This window comes from Pyrolobus fumarii 1A (assembly GCF_000223395.1).
In the GTDB taxonomy this organism is placed as follows: Archaea; Thermoproteota; Thermoprotei_A; order Sulfolobales; family Pyrodictiaceae; genus Pyrolobus; species Pyrolobus fumarii.
The window spans coordinates 584,814-603,971 of sequence record NC_015931.1 but is presented as its reverse complement, the minus strand read 5'-3'; the positions used below and the strand labels follow the sequence as shown (position 1 = coordinate 603,971).

Here is a 19,158-nt window from a genome sequence, read left to right as displayed (position 1 = left end):
ACTTGTGGGTGTCTCTCCCTGCTATCTGGACATTTTGAGCTCGCGGAGTACCCTACAGAGCAGCTCAGCCATCCTCATGTTATCGTTGTTGTTTGTGCTTGTCCCGGGGTTGAGCGCCTTATCCACTCTCATCTCGACTATTAGGGGCTTCTCCTCGCCTGAGTGCTCCTCTGCTATCGTGCCTTGCTCAGGGTCGACGATTATCGTTGGTACTTCTTTCCTCTCGGTGGCGTGCTCTACTATACCACCCAGCGCCAGGATCGGTACGTGGTTCTCGATGCTCCTGGCGAGAAGGAGGTTCTTGACGAGGTTTATTGGCTGGGAGAAGCTGAGCGTGAGGACAATCGCGGTTGAACCCTGGAGGACTAGGCTCCTAGCCACCTCGGGTGCCAGCAGGTCATCCTCCGACATAACGCCTATCCGTCTAGGCAGCTGCTCGAGGGTAACCACTTCCCTCCCGCTACTTATGCCATAGCTCTTCTCCCTCTCGTTGAGCACTAGCTTCCTATACTTGTATATGATCTCGCCGTTGGGCGCTAGGACGAAGGTCGTCATGAATATCCTTGGGCCCGCCCTCTCTATTATAGGCCCGCCTATGATGTACACGCCGTTCTCGATGGCAACCTTGCTGAGGTACTCTGTGGTCGGCCCGGGTATCCTCTCAGCCTGGTGCTTCACAATGTTCTTGGCTCTCGCCTCGGGGTAGTAGAGGTAGAATGCGCCGATGTTGACAAAGGCGGGTAGCACCGCCACGTGTATACCGCCAGAGTTCCTGCTCACGGCTTCCCTCAACAGCTTCCTAGCCCGGTCGAGATTCGTCCTCTTGACTAGCAGCTTCAGCTTCATGTGAAGTAGTGCTATGCGTAGCGTCTTACCATCCGAGGCCATTACTTGCGCACCCCTAGGCCATGCTGAGGGCTAAAGCCTCTCCCATCCAAACATCCGGATGGATAAGTATAAATCATTTGGGAGGCGTTGGGGTGCCCCCCGTCAGCTCCTTCAGCGCCTTCTCAACCTCCAGTAGCTCCCGGTAAACCTCGTCCAGGAGCACCTGGTAGTCCACCTTACCCTCCTCGACGAGATCCATCTGCTCTAGTAGCTCCCTCGTCCTCTCCTCGGATATCATGTTTCTCACGACGGGTATCTTGCTACCAAGCTCCTCGGCCAAGTACTTGTACACCAGGCGGCCGCGCGGCATAGGCATCAGCCACCCGGTTTTGGGCAGAGTCTTCACATACTTCCTCTGGTGTAGAGTCTCGACGATCCTAGCGTAGGTGCTCGGCCTGCCAATCTTCCTCTCCTTCATCATCCTCACAACCTCTGCTTGCGTCAACGGCCAGGTCTCTGGCCTACCCCTCACACTGACAACCCGGTACTCGCCGGCAGGCGCCTCCCCCTCAACCTCCCACGGCTTATAGATCATAAGGAACCCCTCTTCAACGATCTTCGCTCTCCTCTTGACCTCTACCAGCTTCTCGCCGCCCAGGCGAACCTCCAACACCTGGAGCTCTACCCTGGCGGGCGCCATCTGGCTCGCTATGAACCTGCGGAAGATGAGATCGTATAGCGCCAGGTGCCTCTTTGTCAACGGCCTCGGGGTCTCAATCACACCCTCCTCTATGAGCCTCCGGAGGGTATCAGCATCTATCGGTCTCGTGGGGCGTATAGCCTCGTGGGCTGCCTCGACACCAATCAGCCTTGGCGGCTCCCAGCGCCTCGGGCGGAAGAGCTTCTCGAGACCCTCCTCGCCCCACTTCTGGCGTATATACTCGCGCGCAACCGCGATACCAGCGTCGCTGACCCGCGTCGAGTCCGTCCTATGGTAGGTGATGAAGCCCATCTCGAACAGCTCCTGCGCGAGCTGCATTGCTACCGGCGCGGGTAGCCTCAGCTTGTCCCACGCGTCGGCCAGCATAGTGTCAGTGGTGTAGGGCGGCAACGGGTTCTCCTCGACAACCTCCCTGCCAACCTCGACGAGCTCGACGAGAGTACCCGGCCTCAGCCTTGGCGCCAGCGACCCAGGAGCCTCGAAGACGACACGCACGCCATCACTCGACACCGTAACCTGTAGCCGCGGGCACTCCTCGCTGGGCAGCCCACGGCGCGCGGCGCAAGCCTTCTGCTCCCCGCTAAACCTAGACCAACGGTCTATCACCCAGCCTAGCACTGGCGTCTGGACCCTACCCGCGCTCAGGTTACGGTTGGGGCCCTCACAGGCTCTGAGGAGCGCCTCGATACGCTCCATTCTCTTCTTCAGCTCGTCTGGTACTCGCATGCCCCTCCTGCGCAAGGCGCGTATCTTGGCGCGGATGGCCTCAAGGCGTTTTCTCAGCCTCTCGGTCATCCTCGGGCAGTAGTAGTTGAGCCAGAAGTCGCGCCAGAGTATCGGGGAGAGTGTGAAGCCTATCCACCGGTCCTCTACGCGCCTCACCGTCTGGGCCTCTACTAGCCTCGGGTTGAAGGGCCTCGGGTTGCGTATAGCCTCCAGTATAGCCTTCCTCGTCACCTCGTGGAACTCGACCCTCACGAGCTTATTGGCGAACGGTGCTATGAGAGCAGCCACGTCCCACCCAATCTTCTCGCCCTCAGTGTCAGGGTCGGTGCCGATCATCACCATGTCAACCTCGGAGGCTAGCTCTCTCAGCGCCTCTATCACGGGTAGGCTGGTCCTCACGGAGGGTGAGCCGCACCTCGGGCAGTAGCGTGGCAAGCTCTTCTCGTCGAACGGGTCGACATCCTTGCCGAGCCTCGCCTTGATGACGTCGCGTATGGTCTGCTCCTCGTTGGGGGCTAGTGACGGGTTCGCGGCGCTCTGGAAGCCGCAGTCCGGGCAGCGGACGAGTGGCGTGTACACGGGTAGGTACCGGACGCTACCCCTCTTCGCGACGAACACACCGTGCTTGTTCTCGGCGCTGCTCCAGTCGAAGCCCGTGACGAACTCGTCTATGCTTGCGACGCGCCCCTCGAAGTTGAACTCGCGTAGCCACCAGGATGGTATCACGTCGAGCGGGTAGTAGGTCTTGGCTAGGTCGTAGATGTGGCCTCCCGACGCGACTATCGTGAGCACATAGTCGCCGGTCGACACCTCGTACGCGCGGAGACCCGCTATCTCACGGACGCTCGGCCTACCGAAGAACCTGGCGATAGTCCTGGCCTTGTTGGGCGACTCGACTATGAGCAGCGCGGTTTTCACCAGCTCCAGGTACTCTGGCTTCACGCGCCCCGAGAGCACATCCCTAACGCGCCGGCGGTCCTCGTCTATCTCGCGGAGCAGCTTGTCGAGGTCCACCTCCTCGAGGGGCCTTATCTCAGCCTCGCCGATGTACCAGCGTAGCCTCCTCCTAAGACCCTCCAGCAGCCTATCATCGTCCACGACTATCACTGAGAGGCCCTTGGTTATACCGCCCGCGTAGAGCCTCGAGGTCCTACCACTCGCCTGGATGTAGGTGGCCACGTCGGGTATCATGATGTAGCTCTTGTCGCCCTCTCTCACTATCGCCACGTCCGGCGCCTTCTCAAGAGCCTCCCAGACATCACTCCTCGAGAGAGCCTCGCGGACGAACCTCAGTGCCTCCTGGAAGAGCCTAGCAGCGTCGCTCGACACCTCCCCGCTCCTCAACTCCTCCGCGAGCTTCTGGAGGGCGGCCGCCGAGAGCCTCCGGACGATCCTCCGCAGCCTAGCCAGGAGCTTCTCAGCCTCACTCCTCACGTCGTCCGGCGCGTGCTCAGCCAGGAGCCCCAATACCCTCATGATGTTGGTTGGGTGCGGGTCCTCGAAGCGCGCGGAGAACTTGTGGCGAGGAACGCCCGCGAACACAGCGTACCTTATCCTCTCGGGGAGGTCGAGGCCACGCACCGCAACACCATAGTATATCGCGACGCCCACCAGGACCTGCGTCTCGCCCCTACGGAACCTCTCGAGTGCATCCGGGTTCCTCGCGGTGAAAGGCTCCGCTCTGACCCCGGCATCCGAGAGGAGCTGGGCGAGCCTCTCGGCGTAGGAGGCGCCCTTATCCACCGGGACATAGACGAGGCCGCCGTCTCCGAGCCTCTTGACGAGCCTAACAACCTCCTCCTCTATCCCGTCACGCGGCTTGACATACGTGTCTACAATGTTGCGGTATAGTTCGGGGCGTGAGCCCGCCTCGAACCCTAAGAGCACGGAGAAGAGGCGTACGCGTGTGCCCCGTGGCCTCCCAGTGGCAGAGGACACCACGAGCACGGAGACACAGTCTCTATGGTTGCACCTTCCGCAGACGCAACGCCTCTTCCCCTCGAAGCGCTTTTCGAGCTCACGTGCCTTCTCGATGAGCTCCGCGAGCCTAGGGTCAATCTCGCCCTTGGAGCGTGCCCTCGCTGAGAGCCGTGCAATCTCCCTGCGCAGCTTGAGAAGCTCCCAGCCAGCCTTGATATCCTCGTCGCTAAACCCGACTATCTTGAGCACAGCGTCGACACTCTTACTACTCTTCAGCACGGAGTCAACGTCGTCTACGAACACGAGGTAGAAGCGCTGGCCGCACTTCCCCTCAAGCACCGATATTATCTCGTCAACGTGGCGCAACATGAAGCTAGAGGTGGTTATCAGGACGTCGAAGTCGCAGTTTCGGTACGCGTCCATCCGCCTCTTCAACTCCTTCCTAGGCAACCTGCTGTGAATGGCGACTATCCTGACGCCCGGGTCGATGGCCTCGGCGAACCTCCTAGCCCTCTCCTCCACCTGCTCAACGAGAGGAGTTGTCGGCACGACGATGTAGCTCTTCACGCCCCTCGTGGCGGCTAGATACACGGCCGTGAAGGTCCCGAAGGTGGTCTTGCCGATACCCGTCGGCGCTATAGCAGCGAAGCTCTTGCCCCGCAGTACACGCCTCAGCCACGTCCTCTGCACACTCCAAAAGCGGGAGCCCATCGCCTTCTCGAAGAAAGCCTCAGCCCTCTCAACCTCCCTCTCGAGCTCCGCGAGCGCAAGGTAAGGGCTATCCTCACGCGGCTCCAACAGCTCAGCCACACGGCGAGGATCATAGGTGCCATCGGGGTTAGGCTCTAGCAGCGAGAGCCTATCGTCCGGGAGGCAACGGGCGCACGGCAACCTGTGATAGAGGCGATCATCGCCTATGGGGCCCCCGCAGTGGGGGCAAGCATACCAATAGACACCGTGAAGCCTCCACCCGTCCCCCGCCAAGCCTCACCCAGCCTCAGTCACGCACCCCAGATACTACTCCTCCACGATTACAGTCAAGAATTAGACAAGGCTCACGGTATAAGAGAGGCGCGCCCCTAATGCAAAGAGAGCGGCCCAGTAGCCTCCGAGGGAGAGTAGAGCCTATTCAATCGTTACACTCGAAGCCAGCCTCAACACACTTGCCGCCAACGAGGGCCTCTAGCTCGCGAAACGCGCGGATAAGCCTCCTAGCCTCCTCGGTCAGCCGTGACCCGCTCCCCGTGACATCGATGAGCTTGACGCCAAGCACGCGCTCAGCACGGTGGATACGGGACAACAACCTCCTATAGTTAATCCCCAGTGCCCTTGCAGCTCCACGGATACTACCCTCCCTCTCGATAGCCTCGAGAGCCTCGACGAGACCCCTACCGGCAACACGTATGCCACCACACTCGATGAATATACGAGCACAGACCCTCACGCCGGGCACGACGCGAACCCCGAGAGTTGCACACAAACCGGCGAAGACAAAACAGCTAACCACACCGCCGGGCACAGGGCAAGGCGACTCGCGTCTCGCCTCGCGAGTGTATCGCACGGCCCGAGTAGATGTGCTGCCATGCGGAGCGATGCGTTAGAGGTGGAAGGCGTTACAGCTGGAGTGTCTCCTCCATGCGGCTCTGCACGTCCGCTGTATTACCGTTGATGTTGCCAGATGGTGTTGTGGTTCTCCTCTTGCTCTAGTGACGCGAGGATAGTCTGCATGGGGATATGGTCTCGGCCTATGTTTCTGATTTGTGAATGTGGCGGGTTCCTCCAGTACCCTATTCACGTGGCTTATGGGTGTGCAAGCTAGCCGGTAGGTTAGAGGATGCACATCCCCGATGGTTTCCTCTCGCTTCCATGGGTAGTCGCCACCTATGCAGCGACGCTGGCGTTCGGCGTTATCGCTCTGCGCAAGGCGCGTAGCGTGTGGGGCCCTGCCACCGCAGCGGCCGTGACGGTGCTAGCTGCCGCTATCTTCGTGGCCCAGATGCTAAACTGGCCGATTCCCGGCGGCACTTCGCTACACTTTGTCGGCGGCGCGCTTGCAGGGATACTCCTCGGCCCCTGGCTCGGATTCCTAGCGATGAGCCTAGTGTTGATAGTACAGTGTCTAGTGTTCCACGATGGTGGCATCACGGCGCTCGGCGCCAACATACTCAACATGGCCATAATCGACGTCCTGGTGGGCTACTACGTGTATAGGCTTGTGTACGGGGCTCTCGGCGGCTCGAGAACCGGCAGGCTTCTCGGCGCCTTCCTCGGCGGGTGGCTTGGGATAACACTCGCTGGCGTGGCTTGCGGCTTGGAGATTGGGCTCTCGCCCCAGTTCCCCTACGGCGTCGCGGTGACAGTCCCGGTGATGGGCTTTTGGCATGCGGTCTTAGGCGTCATCGAGGGTGTGATAACCGCGCTCGTGGTGGACTACGTGTACTCTAGGGCACCTCACCTCGTGGTATCCAAGGCCAGGATGGTTGAGGCGGTCGCGGCTAGGGGGTGAGGCGGTGTGGCGGGGCTCCTGGCTCGTGTTCGTAGCCTAGTCTCGAGGCACAAGACGGCGATGCTAGTGGTAATGGTGTTGCTGCTGGTGAGCCCACTGTTCGGCGTCATTGGCGCCAAGCTAGTGGGGTACAAGGAGCCTCTCGACGTCGCAGCGGAGATGATCGGGCTTGAGGAGGCTGAGGTGCCCGAGTGGACACCATTCACCGACTACACGGTGCCAGGGCTACCAGACACTATAGGCTACATAGTAGCCGGGCTCATAGGCGTAGCCGTGATACTCCTGGTGGGCGCCCTGTTGATGCGCACAGCCAGCGGTGAGTGACGCCATGGACGGTGTGCTAGAGAGGCTCGCCGCGGAGGCTAGGGACGCAGCGGCGAGGCTAACAGCCTGGAGACGCACATGCGCCAACCCCGTTTTCCACACCATCCTGGGTCTTGCAGCCGCCTCCGCGCTCGCCTTCACATCCTCCATGGTTACGATAGTCTTGTTCCCATTCTCGCTCCTACTCCTCCTGGCCGCCGCGTGCAAAGCGGGAAAGCCGGACAAGAGGCTCCTCCATGCGCTCGTCTACCCCCTCGCCGTGTCCGCCGTCGCCGCTGCCCCGCTCCTACTGTCAAACCGGGTTGGCGACGCCTCCCTGCTGGTCTTCCGGGTCGTGGCGCCGGCCGTCTTCATGGCGTTGCTTGTGTGGAGCGTCGGGTGGATGAGCCTAGTGGAGGGGCTCGGGAGGCTGGGTGTTCCTCGCCAGCTAACCGAGAGCCTAGCCCTCCTATCCTTCCTGGTGCCGCGGTTCGCGGGGCAGATGCTAGCCCTCCTGGCGGCTAGGCGTGCGAGGCACCTCGGGTCTCCCGGCTACCGCGAGTGGTGGAGGCTCCAGGCCACGGCGCTGGGCGAGCTACTCATCCGCGCCATGGACTCGGCTCATAGGCTTGCGCTGGCGATTGAAGCCAGAACGCTCGCCAGCGGCAACGGCGCGTGGGGGGAGAGGAGCGGGTGTGGGGCCCGCACGGGTGGCGGCCACCCCTGGCTGATATACGCGGCCTCGCTGCTCGTCATCGCGGCGAGTGTGGCAGGGTATGCCTTGGGTTATTGAGGCGAGACGCGTCTGGGTATCCTACGTCGACGGCAACCCCGTGCTGCGGGGTGCCAGCCTGGCAGCCGAGCGGGGCGAGGTGGTCAGCCTCCTGGGGCCGACCGGCTCGGGCAAAACCACCCTCCTCCTGGTCCTGGCGGGGCTCCTCCGGCCAGAGAAGGGCGAGGTCCTGCTCGACGGTACGGACCTATACTCGCAGTTGCCGGGGGCGAGGCGGAGGATAGGGCTACTCTTCCAGAACCCCGACGACCAGCTCTTCAACCCGACGGTCTACGACGAGATAGCCTACTCTCTACGCACCCTCGGCGAGAACGAGGACACGATACGCGAGAGGGTCGCGGCGGTCGCGAGGCTCCTCGGGATAGAGGCTATCCTCGAGAGGCCACCCTACAGGCTCAGCATGGGGCAGAAGAGGCTCGTAGCACTCGCCTCGATACTCGTCTACGAGCCCGACATACTCCTCCTCGACGAGCCACTCACCTTCCTCGACCCAGACGCCGCACGCCGCGTAGCATGCATAGTCCGGCTCTACGCCAAGAAAGGCAAAACCGTGATACTAGCGACGCACAACGTGGAGGCAGCAGCCTGGCTCTCCAACAAGACGTGCATACTACGCAACGGCGTCACCCACTGCACCACACCCAGAGAGCTACTCGAAGACAACGAGATCATCGAGAGGCTCGGGTGGCTCCACCCCACACTCCGCCTAGCCAAGAGGCTAGCCCGGGATAACCTCTGGAGGCTAATAGAGGAGGACAGGACAAACCTCGAAGAAGAGTGCAAACTCGTAAACAACACAACAACTAGCAAGCCTACCAACACATGACGACAGAAAGACAGAGTAAACTAGGACGCCTGTGCGCCCCAAGGCCTGGCCGGTAATCCTTGCTCGAAGAACTCCTTGTAGACTCTTCGGGTATTGAACACGTCTATCCATAGTATCGTTGCCGGCGTCGCTAGTGGATCGTGGGTGCGAGTTGTGGGGTGGTTTGGGAGCCCGCCCCTCACCCAGCCGGGGTCCAGCCCCGGTGTCTGGGCGGTGGGCTCCCCGGGCCCATGGAGAACTTGGAGAGGCGCGGGGGGTTATGGGCGTCGGTCCCGGGTTCTCGAATCCACATTGAGTCTCGCGTTTCTGTTCGGCGCAGAGCGCGGTCGTCATCCGCCCGTCTCGTCTCTAGCTAGGTGTGGAGGGTAAGCTTGTCGCCCTATCACATGGCTGCATAGCAAGTTGATAGTCGCAAGCCACTTCTAATGACAATGATCTCGGAATGTGGCAAAACGCGGCATTGTATAGTTTGATGGATTTGGGCGTGTTAGGCTAGTGGTGGGCTGCTCCGTGCTGCGGGTGGGGCGTTGTGTGGCGGGGTTTGTGCGGCTAGAGGCTTCTGAGCGCCTCTACTATCTCCTTGGTTGCTCTGCCTGGGTCGCTGGCCTTGGTTATCGCGGAGCCTACTATCACTATGTTGGCGCCGGCTTTCGCGACGATGGGGGCGGTCTCCCTGTTAAGCCCTCCCGCGACGGCCACCCAGCCGTTGAAGACACTCTTCACGCGTGGTACGAGTGGTGCGGCTTCTGCGGCTGTCACGCCCCTGGCCTTCTGCACGTCTACCGCCACGTGGAGGATTACTATGTCGGCGCCTAGCTTGGCTACCTGCTCGGCGCGCGCCACGGGATCCGGATGGTTAATCATGTCGACCGCTGCTAGCGCGCCGTGCTCGTGGGCGGCCTCCACAACCTCCCTTATCGTCTCGTCGCTCGCGACGCCAAGCACAGTGACGATATCGGCGCCCGCGTCGAGAGCTACACCAGCCTCTATGCGGCCAGCGTCCATGATCTTGGTGTCCGCGACGATAACGGCTTCGGGGAAGTTGCGGCGCAGAGCACGGACAGCCTCCATGCCAACGGCCTTTATGAGAGGCGTCCCCGCCTCGAGCACCTCGGCGCCGTTAGCCCAGGCGGCTCTAGCGACGCGGAGCGCATCCTCGAGACTAGTCATGTCGAGTGCGACCTGGAGCGCGGGTTTCTCCTCCCAAGGCCACCTCCTGGTGGCTCTCAACCCATCCACCCACAAGGGTATGCCGAGGTGCCCTGCCTAAAGGACACGGGTGCGGGCGCCCACGGCCTCGTGTACGCCGGGCGGTGGGCCCGCGGGGCATGTTGGGGGAACGCCAGCCTGTTGTTAGAGCTCCTCGTGCTCGAGTAGCCCCTGTATCTCGACGCGAATCGTGACGAAGAAGAGCGTCTTGTACCTCTTTATCAGCTCGGAGACCTCCTCGTAGCTTAGCTCCCACTTTTCCTCCCAGTAGCCGCCGCCCAGTAGCACCGAGACAGCCCTAGCCGCCCACACGTCGCCCTCCACGCGGTACACGCCGCTCCCGGCGATCCTCCTATACACGATTACTATCGGGAGCCTAACCAGCTCGTGCATGAACCAGGGTATCCTCGAGGCCATGTCCTCTAGCTCGCCGCGGTCCAGGAGATGTGTGCCCCCGCCCACTAGCCGGATCAGCGGCTTCTCCTCCCTCAACAGCCTCGAGATTGGCTTCTGCTCGGCGGGCCACGCGCCGAGAATCCGCCGGGCGTCGCGAAGCACCCTATCGTAGATGTAACGGATGTCCCTCTCCCTACTCGACACGACGAGATACCCGCGATAACCGCTCAACGAGCGGCGTTAATACCAGTGCGGCGCGCCCCACCCGGAGCACTGCAGGGTGCCGAGGGCCCTGCTTGCGGGGGCGCTCCGGGGCGGGTTTAACTCGCCGGCGTGTCGTGCTGCAGCGTTGGGTGCCGGGTTTGCTGCTAGAGGCTAGGCGGTACATCGCCGATGTTCTACGCGAGGGGCGCGTCGGCGAGAAGTACGTGATCGCCGGGTGGGTTGAGGCGGTCCGCCGGCACGGCGGCGTCGTGTTCGTGGTTGTGCGTGACCGCTCCGGCAGGATGCAGGTCGTCGCGAAGAAGAACGTGGCGAGGGAGGCCTGGGAGACGGCCCGGGAGCTATCCAGGGAGAGCGTCATAGCCGTCAAGGGCGTCCTGGTGGAGTCGAAGGCCGCGCTTGGAGGCAAGGAGCTGCAGGCAGAGGAGATACTAGTCCTCAACGAGGCGGAGCCCCTCCCCATCGAGCCGGGCGGGAAGACAGCCTCGCTAGCCATCCGGCTGAGGTACAGGTGGATTGATCTGCGTGAGCCTCGCCACGCGACGCCGATTATAGCCGCGGCTGTCGCCGCCGAGGCAGCATCCAAGTTCTTCGCCGAGCAGGGCTTCATCGAGATATTCACGCCCAAGATAGTAGCCTCTGCCACCGAGGGCGGCGCCGAGGTATTCCCCATAATCTACTTCGAGAAGGAGGCGTTCCTCGCACAGTCGCCACAGCTCTACAAGCAGATGGGCGTCATCTCCGGCCTCGAGAGGGTCTACGAGATAGGCCCAGCCTTCAGAGCCGAGAAGCACCACACGGTGCGCCACCTCACAGAGTTCACCAGCGTAGACTTCGAGATGGGATTCATCAAGAGCTATGAGGACGTGATGAAGGTGGTTGAGGGCGCGGTCACCGCGATGATAGAGGCTATACAGAGCGACCCGCGCACAAAACCACTCCTCGAGGAGTACTACCCGCAGGCGCTCGAGCTGAAGCCGCCACGCGAGTACCCACGCGTGCCCATCGACGAGGCGTACCGCCTCCTACGCGAGGCCGGCCTCGAGATAGAGGAGGACGAGGACCTCGGCACCGAGGGCGAGAAGAAGCTAGGCGAGATATACGAGAAGGAGTACGGCGCGCCACTAGTCTTCGTCACGATGTACCCGTGGAGCGTGCGACCCTTCTACACGATGAAGGCGCGCGAAGAGCCATGGAGCTGCCCAGAGGAGCCACGCTTCACGAACCCAAAGAGAACCTACAGCTTCGACCTGCTATTCAAGGGCCTCGAGGTGGCAACGGGCGGCCAGCGCGAGCACTGCCCGAGGATACTCGAGGAGCAGCTTAGGGAGAAGGGGCTGAACCCAGCAGCCTTCGACTGGTACCTAGAGATGTTCCGGCACGGCGCGCCGCCCCACGGAGGAGCAGGCATAGGACTAGAGAGGGTCGTGATGCAACTGCTAGGCCTCGGCAACATCAGGGAGGCGAGGTTCGTCCCGAGAGACCCCGAGCACCTCAAGCCTTAGCGACTAGCCCCCTACCCTCCAACAGTTTAAAGACAGCCTCTACACCCTCCTCTACGCCGACCCTCTCAGTGTCTATGACGAGGTCTGGGTTGCTGGGCGGCTCGTACGGGTCGGAGACGCCCGTGAAGTGCTTGATCTCGCCCTTCTTGGCCTTCTCCCAGAGCTCGGGCTTCCTCTTGGCAGCCGTCTCGGGGCTCGCCTTGACCCACACTAGTATGAACGGGATGCCCTCCTCCTCAACTATGCTCCTTACGAGCCTCCTTGCCTCCTCGTAGGGCGACACGAAGCTACACAAGACTATCACGCCGTTCCTTGCGAGGAGCCTAGCCACCCACGCGACGCGCTTGAGGTGGCGTAGCCTCTCCTCCCTGGTGAAGCCCGCGCCCTCGCTGATAGTCCTCCGGGCCCAGTCGCCGTCGAGGAGCTCCACGCGGTAGCCGAGGCTCCTTAGCCTCTCTGCGAGCCTCGAGGCTATTGTGGTCTTCCCGGAGCCGGGTAGACCCGTGAACCAGACTACGAAGCCCTTCTCGAGACATCTCGTTTCCATGGTTGTCTCCTTTGCTGTAGTGCGGGGAAGAGGCACATGTGGTTATCGCATAACGGTCGCTATATAACCGTGGTTATATCACCGCTATTATATCACCGTGGGTTTGGCTTGTGGCGCGGGTGGTTATCGATCGCTGGGAGTGTGTCGCGCTGGAGAGGCTTGTTGGTGAGGGCGTGTGGCTCCTAGTGTATGGCAGGAGGAAGACTGGCAAGACGTGGCTCCTGAGGAGGTGCGTCTCGTGGAGCGTGTACGCCACCGTCACTCGTAGCGGCGAGTGTATCGTGGAGGATGCGGGTGGCGTTAGGCTCGCTGGGCTAGATGAGTGTCTGGAGATGGTTACGAGTGTTGTGCGAAGGAGCGGTATAGCCGTTATCGACGAGTTTCAGAGGCTTCCGCAGCGCTACTGGGACGTGTTCTCCATTCTGCGTGGTGAGGCCGAGGGTGTACTTGTGGCCTGCGGCTCTAGCATGGGCATAGTCTCGAGGATCTTCGACCGCAGGTCGCCGCTGCTCGGCGTGTTTGAGGCTTTCCGAGTGGACCTTGCGAGCGTCTATGATGTTATCGTCTCGCTGGGCAAAGCCGGGCTGGATCCGCGCAACGCAGTGCTCTGGGCTGTTGTTGTCCGAGACCCTTGGATACTCGGGCACGTGGCGCCCCGCGGCAATCCTTGGGCCGCTCTAGCCGAGAAGGCTGAGATGCTCGTGCCTATCGTGCGTGGCCTCGTGGGCGAGGTTTTCGAGGAGGAGGAGAGGCAGCTCACACGAACATATGACGCCGTGCTAACGCTGCTCGCCAAGGGCTACTGGAAGGCGTCCGACATCGCCGCTAGGCTGTACGCGGCGGGGCTAACCTCGAGCCCATCTGCCAGCGTCGCGACCGGCATACTACACGTGCTCGAGGAGATGGGGCTCGTCGAGAGGATAGCATTGTGGAGAACCCGGGGGGCCCGCGTCTACTACAGGCACAGGTCGCCTCTCACGAGCCTCCTCTACAGGATAGCCGATATGGTCGAAGAGGCTGGGACGACCCCGCCCCTCGACACCCTCAGGGCCGTCTACGGCGTTGAGCTACAGTTCACGCTGGGCGAGCTTCTCGCGGAGTATCATGGCTTGCGACGCGCCTACTCGATACAACCCGACGGTCGTGATGTAGACGTGGTCCTCTTGGACAGGCGGGGTAGAGTGGCGTGGGGCTACGAGGTGAAAATGGGGCAAGTGAAACGACACGAGGCTAGCGGGATAGCAGAGTGGATGCGTGGCCTAGGCGTGCCCCGTGTCGGTGTCGTTGCGCTCGGGGGGATTGAGGAGGGCTATGCGGGCCTAGACGAGGTACTTACGCCCGAGGATATACTCGTGGTTGCAGAGAGGCTTGCAGCCGAGAAGAGGAGAACCGCTAGACGAGCAGACCATACTCTCTAAGCAACTTGAAGCGCGCCATGGTTAGGTTTATAGGGTTGCTACGGGGACGTTGCGGCGGGCGCATCTGTGGTCAAGTACGTGTTTGTGACTGGTGGCGTGCTTAGCAGCGTAGGTAAGGGTATCACGACAGCCTCCATAGGCCTCCTGCTCAAGTCGCGTGGCTACAACGTGACGGCGATCAAGATAGACCCCTACATCAACGTCGACGCTGGCACGATGAACCCCTATGCTCACGGGGAGGTATTCGTAACGGAGGATGGCGGGGAGACCGACCTTGACATCGGGCACTACGAGCGCTTCCTGGACGTAAATCTGAGCCGGAAGAACAACATCACCACCGGCCAGGTATACCTCTCGGTGATAGAGAAGGAGAGGCGCGGGGAGTACCTTGGCCAGACGGTGCAGGTCATACCCCACATAACCGACGAGATCAAGTCCAGGATACGCGAGGTAGCGAGAGAGACTGGCGCAGACGTAGTACTCGTGGAGATAGGTGGTACTGTCGGCGATATCGAGGGGCTCCCGTTCCTAGAGGCTATCCGCCAGATGAGGATAGAGGAGGGCTACGAGAACACAGTGTTCGTCCATGTGGCGTTAGTGCCGGTGCTCAGGACGACTGGCGAGCAGAAGACGAAGCCATTGCAGCATAGTGTGCAGGAGTTGCGCCGCATCGGCATACAACCGGATATAATCGTGGCTCGTAGCGAGAGACCCCTCGAGCCAGAGGCGAAGCGCAAGATAGCGCTCTACAGCAACGTGCCGCTCGAGGCGGTGTTCTCAAACTACGACGTCGAGACGATATACGAGGTGCCCCTTATACTCGAGGAGCAGGGGCTCGGCTCCTACCTAGCACGTAGACTCGGCCTCGAGGACCACAAGCCGGATCTCGACGCGTGGCGAGACTTCGTCAAGAGGCTGAAGGAGTCGCAGAAGCCCGTGAGGATAGCGATGGTCGGCAAGTATACCAAGCTGCGCGACTCCTACATCAGCATAGTCGAGGCGCTCCGGCACGCCGGCGCGGCGTTGAGAGTCAAGCCCGTGCTCAACTGGTACGAGTCGACCCTCGTGGAGCAAGGGAAGATCGACCCCCGCAAAGTCATCGAGGAGAATGACGCCGTTGTCGTTCTCCCTGGCTTTGGCAGGAGGGGCGCCGAGGGCAAGATAATGGTCATCCGTGAGGCGCGCGAGGCAGGCAAGCCCCTCCTCGGCATATGCTTCGGCATGCAGCTGGCCGTCATCGAGATAGCGAGGAACCTCGCCGGCCTAGAGGGCGCGAATAGCACCGAGCTCGACCCGAACACCCCGCACCCGGTGATAGACCTCCTCCCCAACCAGAGGGGCATCGAGAGACTAGGAGGCACAATGAGGCTCGGAGCACACCCGATACGGCTAGTGCCAAACACCCTCGTCTACAAGCTCTACAACCGCGACATCGTCTACGAGAGGCACCGGCACCGCTACGAGGTGAACCCGAAGTACATCGAGAAGCTGGTCTCGGCGGGCATGGAGGTATCCGGTTACAGCCTCGACACCGGCTCAGTCGAGTTCATCGAGCTGCGCGACCACCCCTTCTTCGTTGGCTCCCAGCCACACCCAGAGTTCAAGAGCAGACCAATGAGGCCATCACCGCTCTTCACCGGGCTGCTCGAAGCAGCATTGAAGACGCAAAGTTAGACACGCGAGTCGGCGATTCTACAGCGACGCCGCTAGGGGCCCATCTATGCACAGAGGCGCATGAGGATAGCCTTCAGAGTGATAACCTCGCGCCAGAAGAGGGCGGAGACGAGCCACAATAGTATAGCCGCGAGCGGATCCCTGTACGACAATGTGTAGCCTAGAGCCACTCCACTTGATATGCTCGCGGCGATGAGCATCCTAGGTACAAGCCTGCCATAAAGCCTCATGTAGAGGCCTAGGAGGCCACTAGGCTTACGAGCAACGTAGCCGTCGCCCCTCTTCTCGACGAGACCCATGCCCGCCAGCCGCTCAAGGTGGTGATAGGCCGTCGAGACGCTGCGAAAGCCCATCGCCCTCTGCAGCTCTCTCGGAGTCACCGGGCCTCCATGCGAGAGCAGGTAGAGGTACACCCGGAGCGCGGTGCCGCCCAAAGCCGCTATGGGATCCTCGCTATGCTCCTGTTTCTGTCCAGTCAAGGTAGAGACGCCCGGTATTGATTACCCGCCACGCCCGCTATTACATCTCGAGACCCTCGCATACCCATTCGAGGGTCTCGAGCTACCGTCGCGATGCCCTCGAGCCAATAGGGGGTGTATGGCTGAGACGCCCAGTGGGTGCTGAGCGTGATGGAGAAGAGGCTGGTACTCCCAGCCGTAATTGCGCTTGTCGCCGCGGCGGCCATAGTGTATCTCGCGGCGGTGAGCATCCCAGGTGGCGCGCCCATCACACCCATCGAGACTAGGGTTGTGACGGTCACTGTCACTGCCGAGCCTGTGACGCCCACGCAGTGGAGCATGGCCCCATCAGCGCGTATAGAGTCTGGTGTCGTGGCGCCCGAGGTTGCGAAACTGCTCGAGAGTATAACGCAGCCTGGTGTTAGAGGCTCACCCGTGTTAACAACTGTCGTGACGGCTGTTGAGGCTGTCCCGCTGAGAGCGGGTGTTGTTGGCGGGTATGGTGCGCCTGGTGGCGAGACCGGGACGCTAGTCGCTATTCGCGGCGTCGACGAGATAGACACTGTCAAGCTGATACACGATATACTCTACGTTGCGCGGGATGGGCTCGTATACCGGGTTAATACTACCAGCCTCGAGCCCCTCGAGCCACTAGACCCGTTGGGCATAGCCAGGGCATCCTGGGGCAAGGCGAGCATCTCGATAACACTACCCGAGGCGAGCATCAGCAACATCACCCTACCAGCGTCTATAGAGCTGCGTGGCATTCTCTACACTTGGGATGGGATAGCAGCCCTCCTGGACGTGAGGTACGAGGGTATAGGTGTTGGTCGCTCGTGGACCGGCATCATAGTATACAATAACGATGGTGACGTTGTATGCAAGACGCTGATACCAGGGCGCCTAGTGGATGCTAGAAGCGCCCACGGACTCATATGGGTCGAGACAACGTCGCCATTATACACAGTGATGCTGGTTGGCGGCCCTCAGGTTACACGAGCCGTGGCAGCATACCAACCCAGCATAGAAGTGGCGGTGATCAACGCAACGTCTTGCGAGGCGAGCATCCTAAGGTTCAACGTGACCTCCTCGTGGAGAGCACCTCTCCTACTAGTCAATGCGAGCGGGCGGGACGCGTACCTGGCGTTCTCGGGGTGGGGGCCGAAGGGCAGCGTGAAGACCGTGGTAGTGAGGCTAGTGTACAACGGGACGCTCTATGCCGTGAATGGTGCCGAGCTCGACGGCCTCCTGCCAACCAATTGGCTGGCGGCTGCGCTGCTAGGTGATAGGCTCCTACTAGTCCTGGAGAGGAAGGACGGCGGCTTCACACTATACATGCTTGACGGTGAGACACTCGAGACGAAGGCTAGTCTAGAGGTGCCCAGGTTCCGTGAGCGCGTCCACGCGATCAGGTTGATCGATGGGTACATCTACGTGGTGACTTATAGAAACAAGGACCCACTCTTCGTGATAAACGTGACTAACCCGGATGAGCCTAGGCTGCTCGGTTGGAGGAAGGGCCCGGGCTACGACCAGATACTCCAGCCTCTATGGGACGGGCTTGTACTAGGCCTAGGGTACACCGATGAGGGTAGCCTACGCCTACGCGTATACCGCATCGAGAGTAACGCTAGCTTAGCGCTAGTGGACGAGCTAGTACTGCACAAGACATGGTCTAGTGTGCTCAGTAGGCCAGAGGCATACCGGTACCTGGCCATAGCCAGGGGTGCAATCGGCTACCCCGTATACACCCCCGAGGGGCCTAAGGGCGAGAAGGTGCTACTAGCCAGGATAGATAACGAGGGCCACATAGAAGCCTACAAGTTGCTCGTGGGGCTCCGAGCCGTGGGGAGCCTGGACAAGCTATACGTGATAAGCGAGGGTAAGGTGAGTGTGGTGGACGCGGCAACGCTGAGCGTGAAGGGCGAGGCTAGCCTCAGCCCTTCCTCTCCATGAGCTTGAGTATAGCGGCGGCGATGTCGCCACCGGTCTCCTCCAGGGCTTTTCTTGCCTCCTCGAGCGAGACGCCCGCCTGTTCAGCCACAAGCCTCACATCCTCCTCGCGTATCTCTAGGCTCGGCTTCTCAGCTTCACCCACCTCCTCTATCTTCTCCTCCTCGATGCTAGGCGCGATTATCTCAACCATGTAGTACTGCCCCTGTATCTTCAGTATCATCACGTGCTCCGGCTCCATGACCATGCGTTTACCGTCCTCCGTCTCTATCACAACCCTCGAAGCCTTAACCTCGTTAGCCTCTACGCTGACGCCCATCCTGCGTAGTATCTTGCTAAGCTCGCGAGGGCTAACCGCGAACCTCAAGGCTACGGGCCTCCGTTTTCTGTTACAACAAGACCCCAGCCTTAAACAAGCATTACACAGTGATGGTAAACCCGTCAACCGGGACTATGACGCCACGTGGCATCCTCCTGTAAGCCCGAAGCTGCCTCAAGCTCAACGGCGTGAGATGCACCGGTATCAACAGCCCTGCGTCTAGCAACGCGCCCAGCTCGAGAGCCTGGCTTACAGTCAGGTGGCCCGATTCTCTCGCGGCATCCTCTCTACCGGAAGGCAGGGTAGCCTCCACCACCAGCACCTCAGGCTTGCCGAGCCTCCTCAGCGCATCAACCACATTATCCTCGAGCCTAGTGTCTCCGGTGTAGAGGAGCTTAAGACTACCATCATGGTACACTCCGATTGCGTAGGTGGGCTTCGAGTGCGAGGCCGGGACAAGCCTAGCATCCAGGCTCTCCACCCGGAACCCATCCGTGACGGGTTTCACCTCGACGCTTATCTTGGACGGCATGAGGTTCGCTAGTAGAGTCTTAAGCTCCTCGGCCACCTCGCCATGCATGTATATCTTTAGGTGGCGGCACCCCTCCTCGATCCTCCCCACAGCGAGAGGGAAGAGACCAGACCAGTGGTCCACATGCGCGTGTGTAATGTACACCGCGTCTATCTCGCAGGGAGTGTAGCCCAGGGCGCGGAGCCTCTCAAGGCAACCCTCGCCACAGTCCAGTAGTAGCCTAGCGTCGCCGCTATCGACTAGGATCGCGGGCCCCGCGTAGCCAGGCGGGGGGCTCGACCCACCCGCTCCCAGCACAGTGA

The 19,158-nt window shown here is 61.0% G+C and carries 17 protein-coding genes; 8 read left to right on the top strand and 9 right to left on the bottom strand.

The window, feature by feature from the left end; genetic code table 11:
* Positions 1–21: 21 nt before the first annotated feature.
* From PYRFU_RS03205 to PYRFU_RS03195, 3 genes are all read right to left on the bottom strand, one after another.
* Positions 22–888, bottom strand: coding sequence for a carbon-nitrogen hydrolase family protein (locus PYRFU_RS03205; RefSeq protein ID WP_014026201.1), 867 nt, complete (start codon positions 886–888; stop codon positions 22–24).
* Between the two features lie 73 nt (positions 889–961).
* Complete coding sequence (gene rgy, locus PYRFU_RS03200) at positions 962–5,179, bottom strand: reverse gyrase (RefSeq protein ID WP_014026200.1); 4,218 nt, start codon at positions 5,177–5,179, stop codon at positions 962–964.
* A 145-nt stretch (positions 5,180–5,324) separates the two neighbouring features.
* On the bottom strand, positions 5,325–5,648 hold the full coding sequence (locus PYRFU_RS03195) for a winged helix-turn-helix domain-containing protein (RefSeq protein WP_052296920.1): 324 nt from the start codon (positions 5,646–5,648) through the stop codon (positions 5,325–5,327).
* Positions 5,649–6,029: 381 nt separating this feature from the next.
* On the opposite strand from PYRFU_RS03195, the gene PYRFU_RS03190 reads away from it, so the two are divergent.
* The 4 genes from PYRFU_RS03190 to PYRFU_RS03175 are packed head-to-tail and all read left to right on the top strand — an operon-like array spanning position 6,030 to position 8,623.
* Entirely contained in the window at positions 6,030–6,701 is a 672-nt protein-coding gene (locus tag PYRFU_RS03190) for an energy-coupling factor ABC transporter permease (RefSeq protein WP_014026198.1), read from the top strand.
* A gap of 6 nt (positions 6,702–6,707) precedes the next feature.
* Positions 6,708–7,025 carry a PDGLE domain-containing protein gene (locus tag PYRFU_RS03185; RefSeq protein WP_014026197.1) on the top strand — a complete coding sequence of 106 codons (318 nt, stop codon included), beginning with the start codon at positions 6,708–6,710 and terminating at the stop codon, positions 7,023–7,025.
* Positions 7,026–7,029: 4 nt separating this feature from the next.
* On the top strand, positions 7,030–7,797 hold the full coding sequence (locus tag PYRFU_RS03180) for a cobalt transporter (RefSeq protein ID WP_014026196.1): 768 nt from the start codon (positions 7,030–7,032) through the stop codon (positions 7,795–7,797).
* Entirely contained in the window at positions 7,781–8,623 is an 843-nt protein-coding gene (locus tag PYRFU_RS03175) for an energy-coupling factor ABC transporter ATP-binding protein (RefSeq protein WP_014026195.1), read from the top strand. The genes PYRFU_RS03180 and PYRFU_RS03175 overlap by 17 nt, the downstream gene beginning before the upstream one ends.
* A gap of 549 nt (positions 8,624–9,172) precedes the next feature.
* On the opposite strand, the gene PYRFU_RS03170 is transcribed toward PYRFU_RS03175, so the two are convergent.
* Together PYRFU_RS03170 and PYRFU_RS03165 are read right to left on the bottom strand one after the other, a co-directional pair.
* The gene (locus PYRFU_RS03170) at positions 9,173–9,853 is read right to left on the bottom strand and encodes an orotidine 5'-phosphate decarboxylase / HUMPS family protein (RefSeq protein ID WP_014026194.1); all 681 of its coding nucleotides are present in this window, start codon (positions 9,851–9,853) and stop codon (positions 9,173–9,175) included.
* 123 nt (positions 9,854–9,976) lie between these two features.
* Positions 9,977–10,432, bottom strand: coding sequence for a DUF61 family protein (locus PYRFU_RS03165; protein WP_167827819.1), 456 nt, complete (start codon positions 10,430–10,432; stop codon positions 9,977–9,979).
* A 149-nt stretch (positions 10,433–10,581) separates the two neighbouring features.
* On the opposite strand from PYRFU_RS03165, the gene aspS reads away from it, so the two are divergent.
* On the top strand, positions 10,582–11,955 hold the full coding sequence (aspS, locus tag PYRFU_RS03160; RefSeq protein ID WP_167827958.1) for an aspartate--tRNA(Asn) ligase: 1,374 nt from the start codon (positions 10,582–10,584) through the stop codon (positions 11,953–11,955).
* Here aspS and cysC read toward each other — a convergent pair.
* Positions 11,945–12,502 (bottom strand): adenylyl-sulfate kinase, encoded by a 558-nt coding sequence (gene cysC, locus PYRFU_RS03155; RefSeq protein ID WP_014026191.1) that lies wholly within the window; start codon positions 12,500–12,502, stop codon positions 11,945–11,947. The genes aspS and cysC overlap by 11 nt on opposite strands.
* 110 nt (positions 12,503–12,612) lie before the next feature.
* Here cysC and PYRFU_RS03150 point away from each other — a divergent pair, with 110 nt between their 5' ends.
* Positions 12,613–13,920 (top strand): ATP-binding protein, encoded by a 1,308-nt coding sequence (locus PYRFU_RS03150; protein WP_167827818.1) that lies wholly within the window; start codon positions 12,613–12,615, stop codon positions 13,918–13,920.
* A 66-nt stretch (positions 13,921–13,986) separates the two neighbouring features.
* Positions 13,987–15,594, top strand: coding sequence for a CTP synthase (locus PYRFU_RS03145; RefSeq protein ID WP_014026189.1), 1,608 nt, complete (start codon positions 13,987–13,989; stop codon positions 15,592–15,594).
* Positions 15,595–15,638: 44 nt separating this feature from the next.
* Here PYRFU_RS03145 and PYRFU_RS03140 read toward each other — a convergent pair whose 3' ends face one another.
* Positions 15,639–16,073, bottom strand: coding sequence for a helix-turn-helix domain-containing protein (locus tag PYRFU_RS03140; protein WP_014026188.1), 435 nt, complete (start codon positions 16,071–16,073; stop codon positions 15,639–15,641).
* Positions 16,074–16,223: 150 nt separating this feature from the next.
* Here PYRFU_RS03140 and PYRFU_RS03135 point away from each other — a divergent pair, with 150 nt between their 5' ends.
* Positions 16,224–18,008 carry a beta-propeller domain-containing protein gene (locus PYRFU_RS03135; protein WP_244403892.1) on the top strand — a complete coding sequence of 595 codons (1,785 nt, stop codon included), beginning with the start codon at positions 16,224–16,226 and terminating at the stop codon, positions 18,006–18,008.
* On the opposite strand, the gene PYRFU_RS03130 is transcribed toward PYRFU_RS03135, so the two are convergent.
* Both PYRFU_RS03130 and PYRFU_RS03125 read right to left on the bottom strand, forming a co-directional pair.
* Complete coding sequence (locus PYRFU_RS03130; RefSeq protein WP_014026186.1) at positions 17,989–18,372, bottom strand: nascent polypeptide-associated complex protein; 384 nt, start codon at positions 18,370–18,372, stop codon at positions 17,989–17,991. The genes PYRFU_RS03135 and PYRFU_RS03130 overlap by 20 nt on opposite strands.
* A 52-nt stretch (positions 18,373–18,424) precedes the next feature.
* On the bottom strand, positions 18,425–19,153 hold the full coding sequence (locus PYRFU_RS03125) for an MBL fold metallo-hydrolase (protein WP_014026185.1): 729 nt from the start codon (positions 19,151–19,153) through the stop codon (positions 18,425–18,427).
* Positions 19,154–19,158: the final 5 nt, after the last annotated feature.